The 19,975-nt window shown below is 67.1% G+C and carries 18 protein-coding genes; 9 read left to right on the forward strand and 9 right to left on the reverse strand.

What is annotated here, in order from left to right:
- Positions 1-51: 51 nt before the first annotated feature.
- The gene (locus tag AC1D1T_RS10605; protein WP_477826518.1) at positions 52-297 is read right to left on the reverse strand and encodes a hypothetical protein; all 246 of its coding nucleotides are present in this window, start codon (positions 295-297) and stop codon (positions 52-54) included.
- 77 nt (positions 298-374) lie between these two features.
- On the opposite strand from AC1D1T_RS10605, the gene AC1D1T_RS10610 reads away from it, so the two are divergent.
- Positions 375-770: a GFA family protein gene (locus AC1D1T_RS10610; RefSeq protein ID WP_477991860.1), complete on the forward strand. Its 396-nt coding sequence runs from the start codon at positions 375-377 to the stop codon at positions 768-770.
- Between the two features lie 5 nt (positions 771-775).
- On the forward strand, positions 776-1,153 hold the full coding sequence (locus tag AC1D1T_RS10615) for a VOC family protein (RefSeq protein WP_477826519.1): 378 nt from the start codon (positions 776-778) through the stop codon (positions 1,151-1,153).
- A gap of 2 nt (positions 1,154-1,155) precedes the next feature.
- Here the strand turns inward: AC1D1T_RS10615 and AC1D1T_RS10620 are convergent, their stop codons facing one another.
- Positions 1,156-1,782: a hypothetical protein gene (locus tag AC1D1T_RS10620; RefSeq protein ID WP_477826520.1), complete on the reverse strand. Its 627-nt coding sequence runs from the start codon at positions 1,780-1,782 to the stop codon at positions 1,156-1,158.
- Positions 1,783-2,070: 288 nt separating this feature from the next.
- Between AC1D1T_RS10620 and AC1D1T_RS10625 the strand changes: the two genes are divergently transcribed.
- From AC1D1T_RS10625 to AC1D1T_RS10640, 4 genes are all read left to right on the forward strand, one after another.
- Positions 2,071-4,236 carry a pectate lyase-like domain-containing protein gene (locus AC1D1T_RS10625; RefSeq protein WP_477991861.1) on the forward strand — a complete coding sequence of 722 codons (2,166 nt, stop codon included), beginning with the start codon at positions 2,071-2,073 and terminating at the stop codon, positions 4,234-4,236.
- A 180-nt stretch (positions 4,237-4,416) separates the two neighbouring features.
- A complete protein-coding gene (locus AC1D1T_RS10630; RefSeq protein ID WP_477991862.1) occupies positions 4,417-6,582 on the forward strand; it encodes a DUF6055 domain-containing protein in 2,166 nt (721 codons plus the stop codon).
- Between the two features lie 73 nt (positions 6,583-6,655).
- A complete protein-coding gene (locus tag AC1D1T_RS10635; protein WP_477826038.1) occupies positions 6,656-7,852 on the forward strand; it encodes an HPP family protein in 1,197 nt (398 codons plus the stop codon).
- Positions 7,853-7,967: 115 nt separating this feature from the next.
- Complete coding sequence (locus AC1D1T_RS10640) at positions 7,968-9,443, forward strand: endo alpha-1,4 polygalactosaminidase (protein ID WP_477826039.1); 1,476 nt, start codon at positions 7,968-7,970, stop codon at positions 9,441-9,443.
- A 77-nt stretch (positions 9,444-9,520) separates the two neighbouring features.
- On the opposite strand, the gene AC1D1T_RS10645 is transcribed toward AC1D1T_RS10640, so the two are convergent.
- From AC1D1T_RS10645 to AC1D1T_RS10675, 7 genes are all read right to left on the reverse strand, one after another.
- Positions 9,521-10,621 carry an NAD(P)/FAD-dependent oxidoreductase gene (locus tag AC1D1T_RS10645; RefSeq protein WP_047508764.1) on the reverse strand — a complete coding sequence of 367 codons (1,101 nt, stop codon included), beginning with the start codon at positions 10,619-10,621 and terminating at the stop codon, positions 9,521-9,523.
- A 29-nt stretch (positions 10,622-10,650) separates the two neighbouring features.
- Positions 10,651-10,974, reverse strand: coding sequence for a ferredoxin FdxA (gene fdxA, locus AC1D1T_RS10650; RefSeq protein WP_047508765.1), 324 nt, complete (start codon positions 10,972-10,974; stop codon positions 10,651-10,653).
- Between the two features lie 69 nt (positions 10,975-11,043).
- Positions 11,044-11,814, reverse strand: coding sequence for a uroporphyrinogen-III C-methyltransferase (gene cobA, locus AC1D1T_RS10655; protein WP_477991868.1), 771 nt, complete (start codon positions 11,812-11,814; stop codon positions 11,044-11,046).
- 5 nt (positions 11,815-11,819) lie between these two features.
- Positions 11,820-13,106: a sulfate adenylyltransferase subunit 1 gene (locus AC1D1T_RS10660; protein ID WP_477827316.1), complete on the reverse strand. Its 1,287-nt coding sequence runs from the start codon at positions 13,104-13,106 to the stop codon at positions 11,820-11,822.
- Entirely contained in the window at positions 13,106-14,089 is a 984-nt protein-coding gene (cysD, locus tag AC1D1T_RS10665) for a sulfate adenylyltransferase subunit CysD (RefSeq protein ID WP_477991863.1), read from the reverse strand. Before cysD ends, AC1D1T_RS10660 begins: the two co-directional genes overlap by 1 nt.
- 28 nt (positions 14,090-14,117) lie before the next feature.
- Complete coding sequence (locus AC1D1T_RS10670) at positions 14,118-14,885, reverse strand: sulfite exporter TauE/SafE family protein (RefSeq protein WP_477991864.1); 768 nt, start codon at positions 14,883-14,885, stop codon at positions 14,118-14,120.
- A 111-nt stretch (positions 14,886-14,996) separates the two neighbouring features.
- Positions 14,997-16,595 carry a methyl-accepting chemotaxis protein gene (locus tag AC1D1T_RS10675; protein WP_477991865.1) on the reverse strand — a complete coding sequence of 533 codons (1,599 nt, stop codon included), beginning with the start codon at positions 16,593-16,595 and terminating at the stop codon, positions 14,997-14,999.
- Positions 16,596-17,026: 431 nt separating this feature from the next.
- Between AC1D1T_RS10675 and AC1D1T_RS10680 the strand changes: the two genes are divergently transcribed.
- The 3 genes from AC1D1T_RS10680 to AC1D1T_RS10690 are packed head-to-tail and all read left to right on the forward strand — an operon-like array spanning position 17,027 to position 19,961.
- A complete protein-coding gene (locus AC1D1T_RS10680; RefSeq protein ID WP_477840899.1) occupies positions 17,027-17,254 on the forward strand; it encodes a hypothetical protein in 228 nt (75 codons plus the stop codon).
- Positions 17,251-18,540: an ATP-binding protein gene (locus AC1D1T_RS10685; protein ID WP_477840897.1), complete on the forward strand. Its 1,290-nt coding sequence runs from the start codon at positions 17,251-17,253 to the stop codon at positions 18,538-18,540. Before AC1D1T_RS10680 ends, AC1D1T_RS10685 begins: the two co-directional genes overlap by 4 nt.
- Positions 18,537-19,961 (forward strand): ATP-binding protein, encoded by a 1,425-nt coding sequence (locus AC1D1T_RS10690; protein ID WP_477840895.1) that lies wholly within the window; start codon positions 18,537-18,539, stop codon positions 19,959-19,961. Before AC1D1T_RS10685 ends, AC1D1T_RS10690 begins: the two co-directional genes overlap by 4 nt.
- Positions 19,962-19,975 lie beyond the last annotated feature (14 nt).

The following is a 19,975-nucleotide window of genomic DNA, read 5'->3' on the forward strand; positions in this document are numbered from 1 at the left end:
ATCCATTGAACTACGGCGAGCGAGGCTGCGGATTCTAGCGGCGGGAGTGCGTCACGACGGCTGCCCTTCGTACCGACCGGCGTTGCAGAAGATGCGGCGGCGCTTGCGCGCTGTCGGCGCGGGATGCGGCGGCGGCCGGCGCGCGAGGATCACTCGAAGTCGGATGCCCCACAACGGGCGACCTGCAGCGGTGATCGCAGCGAGCACGAAGAAGGCGAGAAAGCCGTTGATCACCAGTCCGCAGATCCAGTCAAAGGTGTCGAACGGAAGATTCAGAGGTGTCATGTCGGCGGCCATGATGCCTGCATCCGGGTCGTTGCATACTCCGCGCTGGCTTGGCGAATGAGGCGGCCCGACGCGGCGCCGTTGAAGCAATGACGACCCGAACTGCCAGTTGCTCCTGCGGACAGCTCACGGCCATCACGTCGGCCGAGCCCGTTCGCGTCTCCGTGTGCCACTGCCTGGCCTGCCAGCGCAGGACGGGCAGCGTGTTCGCCGCACAGGCGCGATTCCCCGCCGAGTCGGTGGCCCTGGCCGGCGCTTCGAGCACCTTCGACCGGGTCGGCGATGGCGGAAGCCGCGCCACCTTCCACTTCTGCGCCACCTGCGGCGCCACGGTGTACTACACCATCGAGGGGCGCGAAGACAGCATCATCATTCCCGTCGGCGCGTTCGCCGACCCCTCCTTTCCCGGCCCCACGTTCTCGGTGTACGAAGAACGCATGYACCGCTGGGTCGCGATGCCCGCAGACATCGAGCACATGGACTGACCCGCATGTTCGACCACGTCAAATTCGGCGCCAGCGATTACGCGGCCAGCAAGGCGTTCTTCCTCCAGGCGCTCGAACCGCTCGGCGTCGCCCTCGTCTCGGAGGGCACGCCCGCGTACGGTGTCGAGCTGAGCCGCCCGGACGGCACCTGCTCGCTGTGCATCTTCCAGACCGACGAGAAGCCGGCCCATCTTCACCTGGCCTTCACGGCCAAGACGCGCGGGCAGGTCGATGCCTTCCATCGCGCGGCCCTGGCGGCCGGCGGCAAGGACCATGGTGCGCCGGGCCTGCGCCCGCACTACCACGCCACCTACTACGCCGCCTTCGTCATCGGCCCGGACGGGCACAACATCGAAGCGGTGTGCCACGCACCCGAGGCCTGACGTCAACGAACGGGGCTGCCTGACTCGCGCGCGATGGGTGTCAACACGAGCTTGCCCGTCGGCGCCGGCTCGTACACCGCGGTCTTCCCACGGTGGGGGACGACGATCGGGATGTTCCCTTGCATCATGAAGATCGTGCTGGTGCCCGGGTGGTCGACCGAGACGGCCTCCGATGCCGGGGCACTCAGGACGACCATGAAGGCGGCGTCTTCCGGCACCAGCACTGTCCCTTCCATGTGGCCGAACCGGATGATGCCGGGAGGCTCGTACCGCAGGGCCGGCGTCGCCAGTGCCAGCGGCTCATGCTTCCTGCCGAGGAACAGGAACGCCGGCGCCAGGAATTGAAGATCGCGGTAGCCGTTCAGGTCGCTCTCGATGTCGATGGAGCGCACGTTGCTTCCGCTGACGATGAACGGCGCGAAGTAGCTCTTTCGTCCGTCGAACTCGTAGACCGGGGCATAGGCCGGGAACAGGGGAACGTCGACGCCTTTGGCGGGCAGGGGGACGAACTTGAACTCCGACATGGCCGTGCAGCAGCTGCGCTGGCCGGCCAGGTCGGCCGACTGCTCGGCCACGCTGGCGCAGCCGGCCAGCGCGAACGCCGTCACGATGATCGCTGTCAATCTCACGCTTTCCTCCTCGATCGTTGTTGGAATCCGGGCGCATTGTCGCCAACGCGGATGCACTTTGAAACAGTGAAAGTCCGGACTTACCCTCAGGCGCCGCCCCGCCAGGAATGATCAAATCGCCGCGCTGGCTGGAAGCGGTTCCACTTTGCGCAGACGAGTCTTGCAAAGAGACACAGGAAAAGGCCGGCCGGGCTCATAGATTGGGATGCCTTGCCACAGGTGCGGCCTCGCGACGAGGCCGAGGGACGCCTGGGGAAGCCAACAAGAAACCTTCAAGGAGAGAGCAACATGCAGTGGAGTACCCGACAGGCCGTTGCGATGGCCGCGATGCTGGGCGCATTCGCCGCCTCGGCAGACGCGTCAACGCTTCGTGCCGTGGCCAACAACAACTTCGTCAGCGCGACCGCGACGGGAACCTCGTTCCTGAACGCCACCGCGCCGGTCGCCAGCACCTGGGAAGACTTCGAGGTCATCCGCAACGGCAATGGCACCGTCTCGTTCCGCGCGACCATCAGCGGCAACATCGTCTCGGCCGACCAGGGCCTGGGCGCGCCGAACACCAACCGGCTGATCTCGAACCGCCAGGCCATCAACGCCTGGGAGCAGTTCACGCTGGAGACGCAGGCCAACGGCACGGTCGCGATCCGTTCCGCGACGACCGGGCTCTACGTCAGCGCCGACCTGAACCGCGGCGGCCTGCTGGTCGCCGACCGCCCTGCGGTGCAGGCCTGGGAGCAGTTCGTGCTGTCGGACACCACGACGACCCCGCCGCCCACCAACCCGCCGCCGACCGGCACGCCGCCGGACTTCGGACCGAACGTCCACATCTACAACCCGTCGACGCCGAACCTGCAGGGCCAGATCGACGGCATCTACAACGCGCAGCAACCGAACCACTTCGGCCCGCGCCGCGATGCGATCCTGCTGACCCCGGGCACCTACAACAACCTGCGCATTCCGGTGGGCTTCTACACGCAGGTGCTGGGCCTGGGCAGCCACCCGGACCAGGTGCACGTCAACGGTGACCTGCGCTCCAACGCCTTCCTCGGCGGCGACAACGCGACGCAGAACTTCTGGCGCGGTGCCGAGAACTTCTCGGTCACGCCGAGCCAGGGCATCGGCAACAACACGATGCAGTGGGCGGTGTCGCAGGCGATCCCGTTCCGCCGCATGCACGTGCGCGGCAACATCAAGCTGAACCAGAACAACGGCTGGTCGAGCGGCGGCTGGTTCTCTGACGTGCTGGTCGACGGCAACGTCAACTCGGCGTCGCAGCAGCAATGGATCTCGCGCAACAGCCAGTGGGGCAGCTGGAGCGGCTCGAACTGGAACATGGTGTTCGTCGGCGTGCCCAACGCGCCGGCCGGCAACTTCCCGACGGGCGGCCAGCGCTACACCAAGATCGCGCAGACGCCGGTGATCCGCGAGAAGCCGTACCTGTTCATCGATGCCAACGGCAGCTACGCGGTGCGCGTGCCAACGCTTGCCACCAACACCGCCGGCATCACCTGGAGCAACGGCGCCACCACGCCGGGCACCACGCTGCCGATCAGCAGCTTCTTCCTCGCGAAGCCGAGCGACAGCGCGGCCACCATCAATGCGCAGCTGGCGGCGGGCAAGCATATCCTGTTCACGCCCGGCACCTACGTGCTGACGCAGACGCTGCAGGTCAACAACCCGAACACGGTGATCCTGGGCATCGGCTTCGCGACGCTGCGCTCCGACAACGGGCAACCGCTGATCAAGACGGCCGACGTCGATGGCCTCACGATCTCGGGCCTGTTCCTCGATGCGGGCCGTGCCGAATCGGGCGTGCTGATGGAGGTCGGCCCGAGCGGCGCCAGTGCCAGCCACGCGGCCAACCCGATCGCGCTGCATGACCTGTTCTTCCGCATCGGCGGCGCAGCGGCCGGCCGTGTCGGCATCGCGTTGAGCATCAATGCCAACAACACGATCGTCGACCACACCTGGCTGTGGCGCGCCGACCATGGCGACGGCGTCAGCTGGACCGACAACCCGTCCGCCAACGGCCTGTGGGTGAACGGCAACGACGTGACCATCTACGGCCTGTTCGTCGAGCACTTCCAGCAGCACCAGGTGGTGTGGAACGGCAACGGCGGCCGCGTGTACTTCTACCAATCGGAGATCCCGTACGACCCGCCGAGCCAGTCGGCATGGAACAGCCCGACCGGCCGCGGCTGGGCCTCGTACAAGGTGTCGAACAACGTCACCAGCCACGAAGCCTGGGGCCTGGGCATCTACAGCGTGTTCACCAACGGCGGCATCCTGCTCGACCGTGCGATCGAGGTGCCCACCAACAACGGCGTGCGCTTCCACAGCATGATCTCGGTCTGCCTGGGCGGCAATGGCGGCATCGTGCACGTCATCAACAACACCGGGTCGCAGACCGGCTGCAATGCATCGTTCACGCCGACGGTGACCAGCTTCCCGTAACGCGACGTTCCTCCGCGAAACGAACCCCCGGCGCAAGCCGGGGGTTTTTGTTTTTTCGCCTTACGTTTGATGACAGACGGGCAGATCTCCAGAACGCCGCGGTCATCACTGGTCGGTCGTCCTCTTCCAGAATCGCGCCACTTTTCAGATGGCACGCATTCCAACGCAAGGGAGATGACGATGAAGAAGATGAATCGGATGAGGATCGCCGCCGCCGCTGCAGCGATCGTGGGCAGCACGGCTGCCGCACCGGCCTTCGCGGCCGACTGGCCGAGCGGCTACACGTTCTGCGCCAGCGAACGCGCGACGTGTGCCGTGGGATCGAAGGCGCGCCAGGTGTCGTACGGCGCGCAGGGCAAGTGGGTCGTCAAGCCGATGTCGGGCACGATCGCCTGCAGCAACGCGACCTTCGGCGACCCGGTCGTCGGCAAGCGCAAGGCCTGCGCGATCGGGCCGGTGGTGGCTGCGCCGGCTCCGGCGCCCGCACCGGCTCCTGCACCAGCGCCTGCACCCGCACCAGCGCCCACACCTGCTCCGGCTCCCGCGCCTGCGCCCGCACCGGCTCCTGCACCTGCGCCAGCCCCGGCCCCGGCCCCGGCGCCCTCCGCTGTCGACCAGGGCAGCACGCTGACCACCTGGGCCGCACCCGGCACCACGCCGAAGCCCACCGTCACGCCCGGCACCTGGCGCGCCGGCGGCCCGAACCCCGAGCAGTCCGGCTTCAGGCTCGTCAAGGAGTCGGCCCACTTCGCGTTCTATTCCGACGAGACGCTCTCCGATGCCGACCTGACCCTCGCGGCCAACACGCTCGAGAACACCGTCTGGGAGAACCTGTTCAACTCCAACCTGCTGATGCCCGAGCCGTTCTACAACAAGACGGACAAGATCAAGCCGGCCATCCACATCCACTCCGGCTGGGGCCTCACCGGCGGCGCCTGGGTCGACAACCAACGGGGGCTGCACCTGGGCATGTGGATCGCCCCGGGCGCGCTGAAGGACCACTGGGGCCTGACGCACGAGTTCACGCACGGCTGGCAATCCTGGGCCGGCAACAACGGCGGCCTGGAGTGCTACCAGTCGAACACCTGCGGCTGGCTCTTCGAGAGCCACGCGAACTTCACGCCGCACCAGCTGCCCGAATACCAGGGCAACGCGCACTGCTCCGAGATGCTGCCGAACGCGCCGCACCTGTACCTGGGCTCGACGCGCGACCGCTACTGCAACTGGCAGTTCATGGAGTTCCTGAAGGACAAGTACGGCCCCGGCGCGGTCACGCAGATCTGGACGACCAGCGGCGCCGATCCGCTGACCAACATCCAGAAGTCGCGCGGCTGGACGCTGCCGCAGCTCAACGACTTCATGGGCGACTGGGCGATGCACAACGTGGTGTGGGAYTACAAGGCCACGCCCGACACCTTCCGCAGCACCTACGGCAACATCACGCTGACCGACAAGGCCGAGCGCATGCACCGGCTGATGCCGCTGGAGGCGCTGGACAGCAGCTGGGCGACCAACCGCCGCTTCGCGTCGCCGTTCTACGGCGCGCCGCAGCGCTTCGGCTACAACGTCGTGCGGCTGTACCCGACCAACGGCGCCACCACGGTGACGGTGAAGTTCCGCGGCATCAACCAGACGGGTTCCGACGCCGACTTCCGCTGGGGCCTGGTGGCCACCAACACGCAGTTCACGTCGGCCCGCTACAGCGGGTTGCAGAAGGGGCTGGATGCCGACCTGACCTTCAAGGTGAACGCGGGCGAGCCGCTGTTCCTGGTGGTGACCGCGACGCCGTCGGTGTTCAAGACGGTGGTGTGGGACCAGGCGTACGAGACGATCTGGCGCTACCCGTACATGGTCGAGCTGGCGAACGCCTGGCCGCAGGGYTTCCAGAACGGCCAGCGTGATGCCTGCCCGACCGGAACCGCGCGGTTCGCGAACGGYGGYGGCTGYGCMCCGACCAGCACGCCTTCGACGGTGTACGTCGGCCCGTACGCGACGATCCTGCCGGGCGGCAGCGCGAGCGGCACGGCGCGCATCGAGGACCAGGCCGTCATCAGCAAGGGCACGGTCACCGGCGGCACGGTCGGCGGGCTCAGCGTGATCGGCTCCGGCGGCAATGCCTTCACGGTGTCGGGCTCGGCCCAGGTGCGCACCACGTTCTACCCGCTGGGCTTCTTCGAGAGCGGGCAGGGCGCGTCGGGCACGCTGAACCTGCAGGGCGATGTCGAGTACCGCGGTGCCGGCCTGAACCTCAGCGCGGGCAACCGCTCGGGCTTCGTCGACGCGACGTCGACCGTCGGTTCGGCCACCGACATCAACACGAAGACGACGCTGACCTGGCGGCCCTGACCTGACGCGGTCGGCGCGGCGGGTTCGCCGACAATCCGGGACTCCGATCTGCACGGACCCCGCCGACTGCCTCATGCGTTCCCTGTTGCTGCATCCCTGGCTGCGTGCCTGGCTTCCTGCACGCGCCGCCGTGAGCGGGCGCGAGCGCTTGCGGTCGGTGCTGGGGGCGCTGCTGGGCATCGCGGCCACCGGGCTGCTCAGCGCCTTCGTGCTGCAGGGCACGCCCGGTGCCATCGCGCTGATCGCGCCGATGGGCGCCTCGGCGGTGCTGCTGTTTGCGGTGCCTGCCAGTCCCTTGGCGCAACCGTGGTCGATCCTCGGCGGCAACATCGTCTCGGCCCTGATCGGCGTGACCTGTGCACGCTTGATCGAGGAGCCGGCGCTGGCCTCGGCGCTCGCGATCTGCGTGGCCATCGGTGCGATGTTCGCGCTGCGCTGCCTGCATCCGCCGAGCGGTGCGGTGGCGCTGACGGCCGTGCTCGGCGGCCCGGCCGTGCACGCGGCTGGCTACGGCTTCGTGCTGGTGCCGGTCGCGCTCAATTCGCTGCTGCTGCTCGGCGTGGCGCTGCTCTTCAACAACGCGACGGGGCGCCGCTATCCCCATTCGCAGCAGGCCGACGCGCAGCACGCGCACCGCACGGCCGACGGCCCGCCCACCGAACGCCTCGGCTTCACGCCGGCCGACCTGCAGGCCGCGCTGAAGGACTACGACCAGGTGCTCGACATCGGCATCGACGACCTCGAATCGCTGTTCCACCAGACCGAGATGCAGGCCTTCAAGCGCCGCTTCGGCGAAGCCCGCTGCGCCGACGTGATGTCGAAGGACGTGCTCGCCGTCGAGTTCGCGACCGAGCTCGACGTGGCCTGGAACCTGATGCGCGCGCACGCGGTGCAGGCACTGCCGGTGGTCAACCGGGCGCGGCAGGTGATCGGGATCGTCACGCGATCGGATTTCCTGGCGCAGGTCGACCTGCAGGACCGCCGCGACATCGGCCGGCGGCTGCGCGCCTTCCTCGCGCGCAACACGAACTCGCACTCCGACCGCCATGAGGTGGTGGGACAGATCATGACCGCGCCGGTGAAGACCGCGTTCGCGTCGACGCCGGCGGTCGAGCTGGTGCCGCTGATGGCGGATGTCGGCCTGCACCACATCCCGGTCGTCGACGAGCGGCGCAAGCTGGTCGGCATGGTCACGCAGACCGACCTGGTCGGTGCGCTCTACGAGGTTTGCCTGTCGCACCTGTCCACGCCGCGCCCCGGCGCCGTGTGACCGTTGCTCACATCGCTTGCCCTTTCGCATCGGCTTGCGAAGCGTCCGTCGGGTCTACTGGTTTCCTGCTGTGGAAGGTGCGTTCCCGACGCACCGATCAACAAGGAACCTGACGATGAACAAGATGATGCTCGGCCTGGCTTGCTCCAGCGCCGTCCTGCTGGCCGCCTGCGGCGGCAACGATGCCGATACGGCCAACGATGACCTGGCCGATGCCCAGGGCCAGCGCACGATCGAGGCGGCCGCGGCCACCGGGTCGAAGAAGCTGACGACCACGCTGAGCACGCTKGTGGCCGACAAGCTCGGTGCCTGCACCGAGACGGTGACCTCCAGCTGGGACATCCGGCTGGCCGCCTGCAATGCCGGCACGGCGCAGGCCTTCCAGTTCATGCCGGTGTCGTCGGACAGCGCGAGCAACCTGGTGCTGATCAAGAACCCGTCGTCCGGCCTGTGCGTGACGGCCCGCGGCAGCAAGTCGGGCGCGTTCGTCGACCTCGACAACTGCAACGGCCGCAAGGCGCAGCAGTTCCGCCTGGCCGCGCTGGGCACCAGCCTCGCGCAAGTCGCCACCTACGACGGCAAGCTGTGCCTGACCGCGCCGACGCGCGTGGGCGTCACCGAGTTCTCGCTGACGACCTGCGCGACGACCAACGCGCAGCAGGCGTTCCGCTTGCCGCTGGACAGCACGCCGGCACCGGCACCCGCACCGGCGCCCACCCCCGCTCCGGCTCCCGCGCCTGCGCCCGCTCCGACGCCTGCACCTGCACCTGCACCTGTACCGGCCCCAGCGCCTGCCCCGGCCCCAGCGCCTGCTCCGGCACCCGCACCCGCACCCGCACCTGCACCTGCACCGACCCCCGGCACCTGGTGGAAGCCCGCCGCCGGAGCCACGTGGCAATGGCAGCTCACCGGCACGCTGAACACCTCGTACAACGCGACCGTCTACGACATCGACCTGGTCGACGCCAGCGCGGTGACGATCTCGCAGCTGAAGGCCGCGGGCCGCAAGGTGGTCTGCTACTTCTCGGCCGGCAGCTCCGAGGACTGGCGCCCCGACTATTCGAAGTTCGCCACCGCCGACAAGGGCAAGGCGCTCGACGGCTGGGCCGGCGAGAAGTGGCTGGACATCCGCTCGGCCAACGTGCGCGCGGTGATGGCCGCGCGCCTCGACCTGGCGCAGTCCAAGGGGTGCGATGGCGTCGAGCCCGACAACGTCGACGGCTACACCAACTCGAGTGGCTTCCCGCTGACCGCACAGGACCAGCTCGACTACAACCGCTACCTGGCCACCGCGGCCCACCTGCGCGGCCTGGCCATCGGGCTGAAGAACGACGTGGACCAGCTCGCGGCGCTCGAACCGTCGTTCGACTTCGCGGTCAACGAGCAGTGCAACGAGTATTCGGAGTGCGGCGGCTACTCGGCCTTCACCGGCAAGGGCAAGCCGGTGTTCAACGCCGAGTACAAGAGCAACTACGTGAACAACACCAGCGGTGCGCGCGACAAGCTGTGCGCCGCGTCGAAGGCAGCCGGCATCCGCACGCTGGTGCTGCCGCTCGACCTCGACGGGTCGTTCCGCTACAGCTGCGACTGAAGAAGCGATTCGGCCTCGCTCCCTGGCGGGGGCGAGGCCGAATGATCAGACCGGGATCAACCCGACGGTCGGAGAAATCAGTCGAAGGTCGGCGTCTCGACGCCCAGCACCTTGTGCAGCTTCGGGCTGGTGGTCGTGTACTGCAGGTGGATGCGCTTGTCGGGGAAGACGTACGGCGCCGCCGCGAAGGCCGCGAGCGCCGCTTCGTGGAAGCCCGACAGGATCAGCTTCTTCTTGCCCGGGTAGGTGTTGACGTCGCCCACCGCGAAGATGCCCGGCGTGCTGGTCTCGAACTTCTCGGTGTCGACGACGATCTGCTTGCGCTCGAGGTTCAGGCCCCATTCGGCGATCGGGCCGAGCTTGGGGCTCAGGCCGAAGAACACCAGCAGCACGTCGAGGGGCACCACGCGCGTGACGCCGTCGCCGCCGGTCACCTTGACGCTGGTCAGCTGGCCGTCGCGTTCCTCGTAGCCGGTCACCTGGCCGACGATGAACTGCATCTCGTAGGCATCGCACAGCTCCTTCATCTTGGCCACGCTCGCCGGCGCCGCCTTGAAGCCGTCGCGGCGGTGCAGCAGGATCACGCTCTCGGCCTTGTTCGGGCCGTCCTGCACGAAGTTCAGCGTCCAGTCGAGCGCCGAATCGCCGCCGCCGACGATCACCAGGTTCTTGCCGGCGAACTGCGCCGGGTTCTTCACGCGGTAGAACAGCTGCGTGTCGTCGAACTTGTCGAGCCCGTCGACCTTCAGCAGGCGCGGCTGGAACGAGCCCACGCCGCCGGCGATGAAGATCGTCTTCGTCAGGAAGCGCGTGCCCTTGGTCGTCTCGACGTAGAAGCGGCCGTCTTCCTGTTTCTGCACCACGGTCACTTCCTGGCCGAGGTGGAAGGTGGCGCCGAACGGCTCGATCTGCTTCAGCAGGTTGTCGGTCAGCTCCTTGCCGGTGCACACCGGCACGGCCGGGATGTCGTAGATCGGCTTGTCGGGGTACAGCTCGATGCACTGGCCGCCCGGGTAGGCGAGCGAGTCGATGATGTGGGCCTTGATCTCGAGCAGGCCGAGTTCGAAGACCTGGAACAGGCCGACGGGGCCGGCGCCCACGATGACGGCATCGGTCTCGATGGGGCCGTCGTGCGAGCCGGCAGTCTTTGAAATCTCCACGTTGGCGTTCGGTTCCATGGCAGGTCAGGTGAATTGTTCTTGCGGGATTACTTGATCAGTTCGGACAGCTTGCCCGTCTTGTCTTTCCACTCGTCCGCATCGGGCAGCGCAGCCTTGCGCTTGGTGATGCTGGGCCATTTCTTCGCCAGATCGGCGTTGATCTTGATCATGTGGACCTGGTCGCCGGGGACATCCTCTTCCGGAACGATCGCGTTGACCGGGCACTCGGGAATGCACACGGCGCAGTCGATGCACTCGTCCGGATCGATCGTCAGGAAGTTCGGGCCTTCGCGGAAGCAATCGACCGGACACACGTCGACGCAATCGGTGTACTTGCAACGGATGCATGCTTCGGTGACGACGTGGGTCATGGTGCTGGCTCGAAATAAGAAGAAAAAGGTGCCTGAAAGCTGCCGTGCCGGATGGCAAAACGAGCGATTTTAAGGGCTTGGGGTTTTCACCGGAAGCGCGAGGTCCTTGGCAGGGGCTTTTGCTTGCTTTGCAGCAACTGGTTCTGCCACCACGGATCGGGCCCCTTCGCCCACGGTGACGACGGTCGGACGCCCGGCGTGCAGCAGGCTGGCGCGGGGCAGGGTCTGCAGCGTGTGGTCGCTGTGCAACTGGTCGGGCCAGCCGGCGCGCGAGACCACGCTGACGGGTGTGTCGGCCGGCCAGCCGCTGTCCAGCAGGCCGCGCGCCAGCGCCGCGAGCTGCTTGCCGGCCATGTAGAACACCTCGGTGTCGGCGCTGCGGGCGGCGCGCAGTTCGCGCGTCTGCGTCATCGCGGTGGTCAGGCTGACGCTGCGGCCGGCGCCGCGGCGGGTCAGCGGGCGCTGCGTGGCGGCGGCGGCGGCGATCGCGGCCGTGACGCCGGGCACCACTTCGCAGGCGATGCCGGCCTCGACCAGCGCGATCAGCTCTTCCTCGAGCCGGCCGAACACGCTCGGGTCGCCGCCCTTCAGGCGCACGACGGTCGCCACCTCGTTCGCATGCTTCACCAGCAGCGCGTTGATCGTCTGCTGGCCGGTGCTGTCGCAGAAGCCGCGTTTGCCGACGTTGATCCAGCGCGCACGCGGCGCATGGGCGCGCAGCGCCGGGTCGGTCAGCGCGTCGAACAGTACCACGTCGGCCTGCGCCAGCCGCTGCGCGCCGCGCACGGTGATCAGGTCGGCCGAGCCGGGACCCGCGCCGATGAAGATCACGCGACCCAGGGCCATCAGGCGGCTCCCTTGACCAGCAGTGCCCCGCTGGTGCGGTTGCTGGCCGGGTCGACGATGATCAGCGCGCCGCCGACGCGGTTCGACGCGTAGGCCTCGACCGGCAGCGCCTGCTGCGTCTCGACGATCACGTGGCCGATCTCGTTGACGGCCAGCTGGTGCGCATCGATCGCCTCCAGCGTGTGGATGTCGAGCCGGCTCTCGATCGCGGTGATGCGCGCCTGCACCCAGCGGTTGCCGTGGCGCACCCAGTACTTGCGGCCGATGACCGCCGGCTCGGTGTCGAGCCAGGCGAGCGTCGCGCTGAAGCGCTGCGTCTCGTGGATGGTCTGCGGCGTCGCGATCCAGTCGCCGCGCGAGACGTCGAGCTGGCGATCCAGCACGACCCCCGCCGACTGCCCGGCCTCGACGACATCGACCACGTCGCCGGCCAGGCGCACCTCGGCCACCACCGCGGTCTGGTTGCTCGGGAACACCTGCACCGTGTCGCCGGCCTTCACGCGGCCGTGGGCGACGCGGCCGTACAGCGTGCGCGGCTGGTTGCCGGTGCCTTCGCCCTCGCGCGACACGTACTGCACGGGGATCAGCAGGTCGCCGTCCTTGCGCTCCTGCARCGCCGGCAGGGCTTCCAGCAGCTGCAGCAGCGACGGGCCGTCATACCAGTCGGCGGCCAGCGGCTGCGTGACGTTGTCGCCGCGCAGCGCCGACACCGGGATCACGCCGGCCACCGCGATGCCGGCCTGCTGCGCGAACGCGAGCAGCGCGGTCTTCGTSGCCGCGAAGGCCTGCGCCGGGTCGGCCACCGCATCGAGCTTGTTGACCGCAAAGACGATGTTCGGCACGCGCAGCAGGTGCGCCAGCAGYGCATGGCGGCGSGTCTGCGCGAGCARCGGCATCGGGCTGGCGTGGGTGTCGAGCTTGGTGATGTCSACCAGCACGACCGCCGCATCGCTGCCGGCCGCGGCYGTCACCATGTTGCGGGTGTACTGCTCATGGCCGGGGGCGTCGGCGATGATGAACTTGCGCTGCTTGGTCGCGAAGTAGCGGTAGGCCACGTCGATCGTGATGCCTTGCTCGCGCTCGGCCTCCAGGCCGTCGGTCAGCAGCGACAGGTCGATCGGCGCACCGGCGGCGCGCTTCTCCAGCGTGTCGAGCTGGTCGGCCAGGATCGCGCGGCTGTCGAACAGCAGCCGCCCGATCAGCGTGCTCTTGCCGTCGTCGACGCTGCCGGCGGTCAGGAATCGAAGTGCGCGGTGGTCTTTCACTTGAACTTGCGGCGTGCTCATCAGAAGTAACCCTCTTTCTTGCGGCGTTCCATCGAGGCGTCCGACGTGCGGTCGTCCATGCGGGTCGCGCCGCGCTCGCTCACCGTCACCTTCAGCGTCTCGGCGACGATCTCGGTCGCGTTGGCGGCCGGGCTCTCGACCGGGCAGGTGCAGGTCATGTCGCCGACGGTTCGAAAGCGCACCTCGGCCGTCTCGACCACCTCGCCGGCTTCCGGCGGCGTCACGTCGGTCAGCGGCACCAGCAGGCCCTTGCGGCGGATCACCTGGCGGTCGTGTGCGTAGTACAGGTTCGGCAGCGGGATGTTCTCGCGGGCGATGTACAGCCACACGTCGAGCTCGGTCCAGTTGCTGATCGGGAACGCACGCATGTGCTCGCCCGGCTTGATGCGGGTGTTGAACAGCGTCCACAGCTCGGGGCGCTGCTCCTTCGGCTGCCATTGGCCGAAGCTGTCGCGGTGCGAGAAGATGCGCTCCTTCGCGCGGGCCTTCTCCTCGTCGCGGCGGGCGCCACCCATCAGCACGTCGAAGCGGTGCTCTTCGATCGCCTCGAGCAGCGCGACCGTCTGGTGGCCGTTGCGCGACTCCAGCGGGTGCGACAGGCGCACCGTGCCGCGCTGGATCGAATCCTCGAGGTGGCCGACGACCAGCCGCTCGCCCATCTCGGCGACGCGGCGGTCGCGGAACTCGATCACTTCCGGGAAGTTGTGGCCGGTGTCGACATGCAGCAGCGGGAAGGGCAGGCGGCCCTTGTACTCGCCGTCGGCACCCTTGGTCTTGAAGGCCTTCTCGGCCAGGCGCAGCACGACGCACGAATCCTTGCCGCCCGAGAACAGCAGGGCCGGGCGCTCGAACGCGGCGACGGTCTCGCGCAGGATGAAGATGGCTTCTTCCTCGAGCCAGTCGAGGTGGGATTGATCGAGACCGGCCGTCACGCGCCCGGGCGTCACGCACTCGCGAAGGGAGGGGTCGTCATTCAGCTTCATGGGGTCCTTTGTCGTTGGGCGTTCGCGCTCAATGGATGACGCGGAGCCCGGCAGTCACCAGGGACGCGCACAACAGCCCGCGCGTCACTTTGTCCGGCAGGGATCTGATCAATCGCGCGCCCAACCAGATGCCGGGCAGGGATCCGACCAGCAGGCTGGCGAGCAGCAACCAGTCGACGTTCCCAAGCGCCGCATGCCCCAGGCCCGCGACGAGCGTGAGCACCGCCGCATGGGCGATGTCGGTTCCGATCAGGCGTTGAATGGGAAGTCGCGGATAGAGGACGAGGGTCAGGGTCGCGCCGATCGCGCCGGCGCCAATCGAACTGAGCGAGACCAGGGCACCCAGCAGCAGACCCGCCAGGACGGTCAAGGCCCGCCTGCGCGATGTCGTGAGCAAGGCGTCAAGCTTCAGTCCGAGCGCGTGACAAAAGGGGCGACAGGCGACCGCGGCCGCCGTCATCAGCAGTGCCACGCCCAGCACCTGCATCATCAGGTGGYTGACCCCCTTCGTCATGCCGGTGTATCGCATCAGCATGATCGTGATGACCGTCGCCGGGATGCTGCCCAGCAACATCCAGGCGACGATGCCGTAGTCGACGTGGCCTTGGCGGTGGTGGGCGATCGATCCGTTGGTCTTGGTGATTGCAGCGAACCACAGATCGGTGCCGATGGCCACGGGCGCGCTGAGATGGAAGACGCCCATCAGCAGCGGCGTCATCAGCGAGCCTCCACCCACGCCGGTCAATCCGACGATGGCACCAATCACGAATCCGCTCGCTACTGCCAGCCAGTCCATGACGTCCCGATCTTGAGGTGCCGGCCAGGGCCGGCGCGGTGGTGTCGATTCAAGGGTTGCGGCGTCGCGCCGAGTTCAGGCTGAACTCAGACGTCGAGCCGCACCTCTTGCCTAGGCGAAGCTGTGCTGTGGCGCGGCATCGTGCCCGGCGACACGAAACACGGAGATCGCCACAGACAGCTTCTCGGCCTGTTGACGCAGGCTCTCGGCCGCAGCCGAGGTCTCCTCGACCAGGGCGGAGTTCTGCTGCGTCGTGTTGTCCAGCTGCGCCACCGCCTGATTGATCTGGCCGACACCGGAGTTCTGTTCCGAGCTGGACTGCGTGATGTCGGCGATCAATTCGCTCACCTTGCGAACCTGTTGCACGGCCTCGTCGATGGTCTTGCGTGCCGCATTGACCTGCAGGGTGCCGGCATCCACCTTTTCCACGCTGCTCGTGATCAGGCCCTTGATCTCCTTGGCCGCGTCCGCCGAGCGCTGGGCCAGGTTGCGCACCTCGGCCGCGACCACGGCAAAGCCTCGGCCCTGCTCGCCGGCGCGCGCCGCCTCGACAGCTGCATTGAGTGCCAGGATGTTGGTCTGGAAGGCGATGCCGTCGATCACCGTGATGATGTCGGAAATCTTGCGGCTCGAATCCTGGATGCCTTCCATGGTCTCGACCACACGCTCGACCGCGCTGCCGCCTTGCCCGGCCACCTCGGACGCCTTGCCCGAGAGGAGGTTGGCTTGACGCGCATTGTCGGAATTCATCTTGACGCTGTCGGCCATCTGCTGCATCGACGCGGCGGTCTGCTGCAGGCTGGAAGCCTGCGACTCCGTGCGCGAGGACAGGTCAAGGTTGCCATGGGCGATCTGCGTCGCAGCGGTCACCACGGTGTCGACGCCGACGCGCACCGTGCTGACCATGCTGGACAGATTGGTCGTCATGAGATTGAGCGAGCCCAACAGTTCACCGATCTCGTCACGCGACCCGATCCGCGCCTGGCGTGTGAGGTCGCCCTCGGCCACCGCTCGGGTGATGGTCACCGCTTCGGTCAGCGGTCGCGTGATCGACCGTGTGATCGCCAGCGCTGCCGCCACGCCCACCAGCATGGCCGCTGCAGCCAGGCCGCCCAGCGTCCACAGCACGGCCTGGTAGGTGGCCCGGCCCTGCTCGATCATGCGCCGGGCATTCGCATCGCTGTGCGCCAGCCAGGCGTCCTTGGCCTTGATGAGGTTCATGTTGTCCACGCGAGCCTCACCCAGCATGATGCCGACGGCGACGTCCCGCTGTGCCGGATCGTCGAGGATGGTGCGCGACGCCGCCATGACCTTCTCATTGGAACGCACGAAGGTGTCGAACCTGGTCTTCACTTCCTGCCAATTGGCGCGATCCTCGTCGTCCTGGAACAGCGCACGCGCTGAATAGTCTTCCAGCACATTGCGTGCGGCTTCGACCGACTTGGCGGTCATCACCTCGGCCTCCTTCTTCTGTTCTTGCTTGCCGAGAATGTGGAGGAACGAGCGGCGTCGCGCGTCGTCGGCGCTGCGCATGAACTCGGTGACCAGCTTGTAGGACGCCATGATGTGGCTGTCGTAGTACTCGGTGTGCGCCTGCAGGCGATCAGCCTGCACCTTGGCCGTGAAAGCCAGGACCGCCAGCATGGCCAGCAAGACGGCGAAGCCGGCGCTCAGGCGCGTACCGATCTTCACATTGGACAGGAATTTCATCCTTTTTACTCCCTTTGATAGACACAAAACTATGTCACCACTATCGGCAGGATGGGAGATTCATAGAGCCAGAAAAGACCAACAATTAACCATTAATTGAATCCATGAGTGATTGTCGATCTTCGTGCATCAGGCCGCGCAATTGACATGGATCAATGCTGATCAATTGCCACACGGGCATCAATCTGTAGATGCCCCATCGAACGTGAAATGTTCGAGCTATTTGCAAATCGCCGTCGAAATGCTTATCTGTCAGTTGTGACGAGGCGGGAGGTAATTGGTCCCGCTTCGCCGCATTGTTCGAGGGAATGGGGCAGCAGCGTCCGGCGGAACATGTCGCCACAGAAGGCACCCCCAGTGCCAGGGAGTCGTCGATGTTTTGCGCCAGCCATTCCATTCCCCATGAAGATTGCCCGCATTGCCGGAAGACCGTGTCGGCGATGCGCCCGACGGTGTTCGCCGAACTGGCCGCGGCCGAATTGAGTGCAGGCACCGTGTGCTGCCTGGGCTGCGACCTGGTCTACCGGGAAGCCCTCGACGCCTGCCCGCGCTGCGCCCGGCCGCACCCGACGCGCAAGCTCCTGCCCGATGCGATGCGGCAGCCGGTGGCCGACCTGTACGCGTTGACCTTGCGTGACATCGCTGGAGCCCACGTGTGAATGCAACGCCCGAGCATTTCCCGGCGGGTGTCGACGAGCGTGACCTGTTGCGGGCGCTGTTGGACAACTCGCCGGATCACATCTACTTCAAGGACAGGCAGTCCCGCTTCATCAAGTCCAGTGCGGCGCAGGCATTCCAGTTCGGGATGACGACACCGGACGGCTTGATCGGCAAGTCGGACTTCGATGTCTTCTCCGAGGCGCACGCCAGGCCCGCCTTCGACGACGAGCAGGAGATCATCCGGACCGGCCAGCCGATCGTCGGCAAGGTCGAGCGGGAAACCTGGGCGGATGGGCGGCCGGACACCTGGGCCTTGACAACGAAGATGCCGCTGCGCAACCAGGTCGGCGAGATCATCGGCACCTTCGGCATCACGAAGGACATCTCCGAACTGAAGGAAGCCGAACGCCGCATCGGCGAGGTGCATCGGCAGTTGCTCGAAGCCTCGCGCCTGGCGGGCATGGCCGAGATCGCCACCAATGTGCTGCACAACGTCGGCAACGTTCTCAACAGCGTCAACATCTCCGCGGGCCTGATCGGCGACCGGCTTCGCGCCTCCAAGCTCAAGGGGTTGAGGCGCGCGGTCGGCCTGATGGACGAGCACGCCGACGACCTGGGCGATTTCCTCACGCACGACGCCCGGGGCAAGCTGCTGGTGGGTTACCTGCGCGAACTGGCGCAGACGCTGGAGGCGGAGCAGGCGGCCATCATCGAGGAACTGGTCCTGCTCGCCAGGAGCGTCGATCACATCAAGGAAGTCGTCGCGACCCAGCAATCGTATGCGGGCGCATCGAGCGTCGTCGAATCCTTGAAGGTCGATGACCTGCTGGACGATGCGCTGCGCATGAACGCCAGTGCACTGACCCGTCACAAGGTCGACGTCGTGAAGCAGGTTTCCGGTCTGCCAGCGCTGCCGCTGGATCGACACCGGATCCTGCAGATCCTGGTGAACCTGATCAGCAATGCCAAACACGCGATGAGGGGCGCACCCCCGGGCCAGAGCCCCTGCATCACGCTGGGCGCGGCGCTGCAGCCCGCCGCGGACGGGCATGTCCTGCGCATCACGGTGGCCGACAACGGCGAGGGCATCGCGTCGGAAAACCTCGTCCGCATCTTCGTTCATGGCTTCACCACCCGCAGCAACGGGCATGGCTTCGGCCTGCACAGCTGCGCGCTGGCAGCCCGGGAGATGGGCGGAACGCTGAGTGCGCAGAGCGACGGGGTCGGACAAGGCGCCACGTTCGTCCTGGCGATCCCGATCGTCCCGCAGGAAGGAACGCCATGACACGCGGCCAGAACCGGCGCATCCTGCTCGTCGACGACATGCCGGCGATCCACGAGGACTTCCGCAAGATCCTGGTGCCGCCACCGGCCGACGCCGGGCTCGGCGCCACCGAGACGGCGCTGTTCGGCGACGAGCCGCAGGAGGAGGCGCGAGCCTTCGAGCTCGATTCGGCCTACCAGGGGCAGGAGGCCCTGGTCCGGGTGCAGGCGTCGCTGGCGGCGGAGCGGCCCTATGCACTGGCTTTCGTGGACATGCGCATGCCACCGGGCTGGGACGGCGTGCAGACGATCGAGCGCCTGTGGCAGGCCGATCCGCGACTGCAGGTCGTCATCTGCACCGCCTATGCCGACACCTCGTGGGACGAGGTGCTGGCGACACTCGACGTGCGCGACCGGCTGCTGATCCTCAAGAAGCCGTTCGACGCGATCGAGGTGCGCCAGCTCGCGAGCATGCTGACCGCCAAGTGGCAGATGACGCAGGATGCAGCCGCGCAGCTCACGCGCCTGGAAGACGCGGTCGTCGAGCGCACGCGCGAGATCACGAGCACCAACGAGGCGCTGCAGGCCGAGGTGGCCGAGCGCAAGCACCTGCAGGGGCAGCTGGTGCAGTCGGAGAAGCTCGCCTCGATCGGCCAGCTGGCGGCCGGCGTGGCGCACGAGATCAACAATCCGATCGGCTACATCTTCTCCAACTTCGGCACGCTGGAGGACTACCTCGGCAAGCTGTTCAAGATGCTGGCAGCCTACGAAGCCGCCGAGGCCCAGGTCGGCTCGCCCGATGTCGCCGCGCGGCTGCGCAAGCTGCGCGATGACATCGAGCTGGAGTTCCTGAAGGAGGACATCCCGGTGCTGATGCGAGAGTCCCGGCAGGGCATCGTGCGCGTGCGCCAGATCGTGCAGGATCTCAAGGATTTCTCACGTGCGGATTCCTCGCAGGACTTCCAGCTGGCGGATCTTCACCAGGGCATCGACTCGACCCTGAACGTGGTGGCCAACGAGGTCAAGTACAAGGCGGACCTGGTCAAGGAATACGGCGTGATTCCCGACGTCGAGTGCCTGCCGTCCCAGATCAACCAGGTCGTGATGAACCTGGTGGTCAATGCGGCGCAGGCGATGGGAGAGGAACGCGGCCGCATCGTGATCCGCACCGGCGCGACGGTCGACAACGAGAACATCTGGCTGGAAGTGGGCGACACCGGATCGGGCATTCCGCCGGAGACGCTCAAGCGCATCTTCGAGCCCTTCTTCACCACCAAGCCGGTCGGCAAGGGCACCGGTCTCGGTCTCTCGCTGTCGTACGGGATCGTGCAGAAGCACCACGGCCGGATCGACGTCGACAGCGTCCTGGGCCAGGGCACGACGTTCCGCGTGACGCTGCCCGTGCGCCGCATCACGAGCGCTCCCGCGCTGGATACGCCCTGATGGGTCTATCGACA

The organism is Rhizobacter sp. P2_H3, assembly GCF_056403355.1.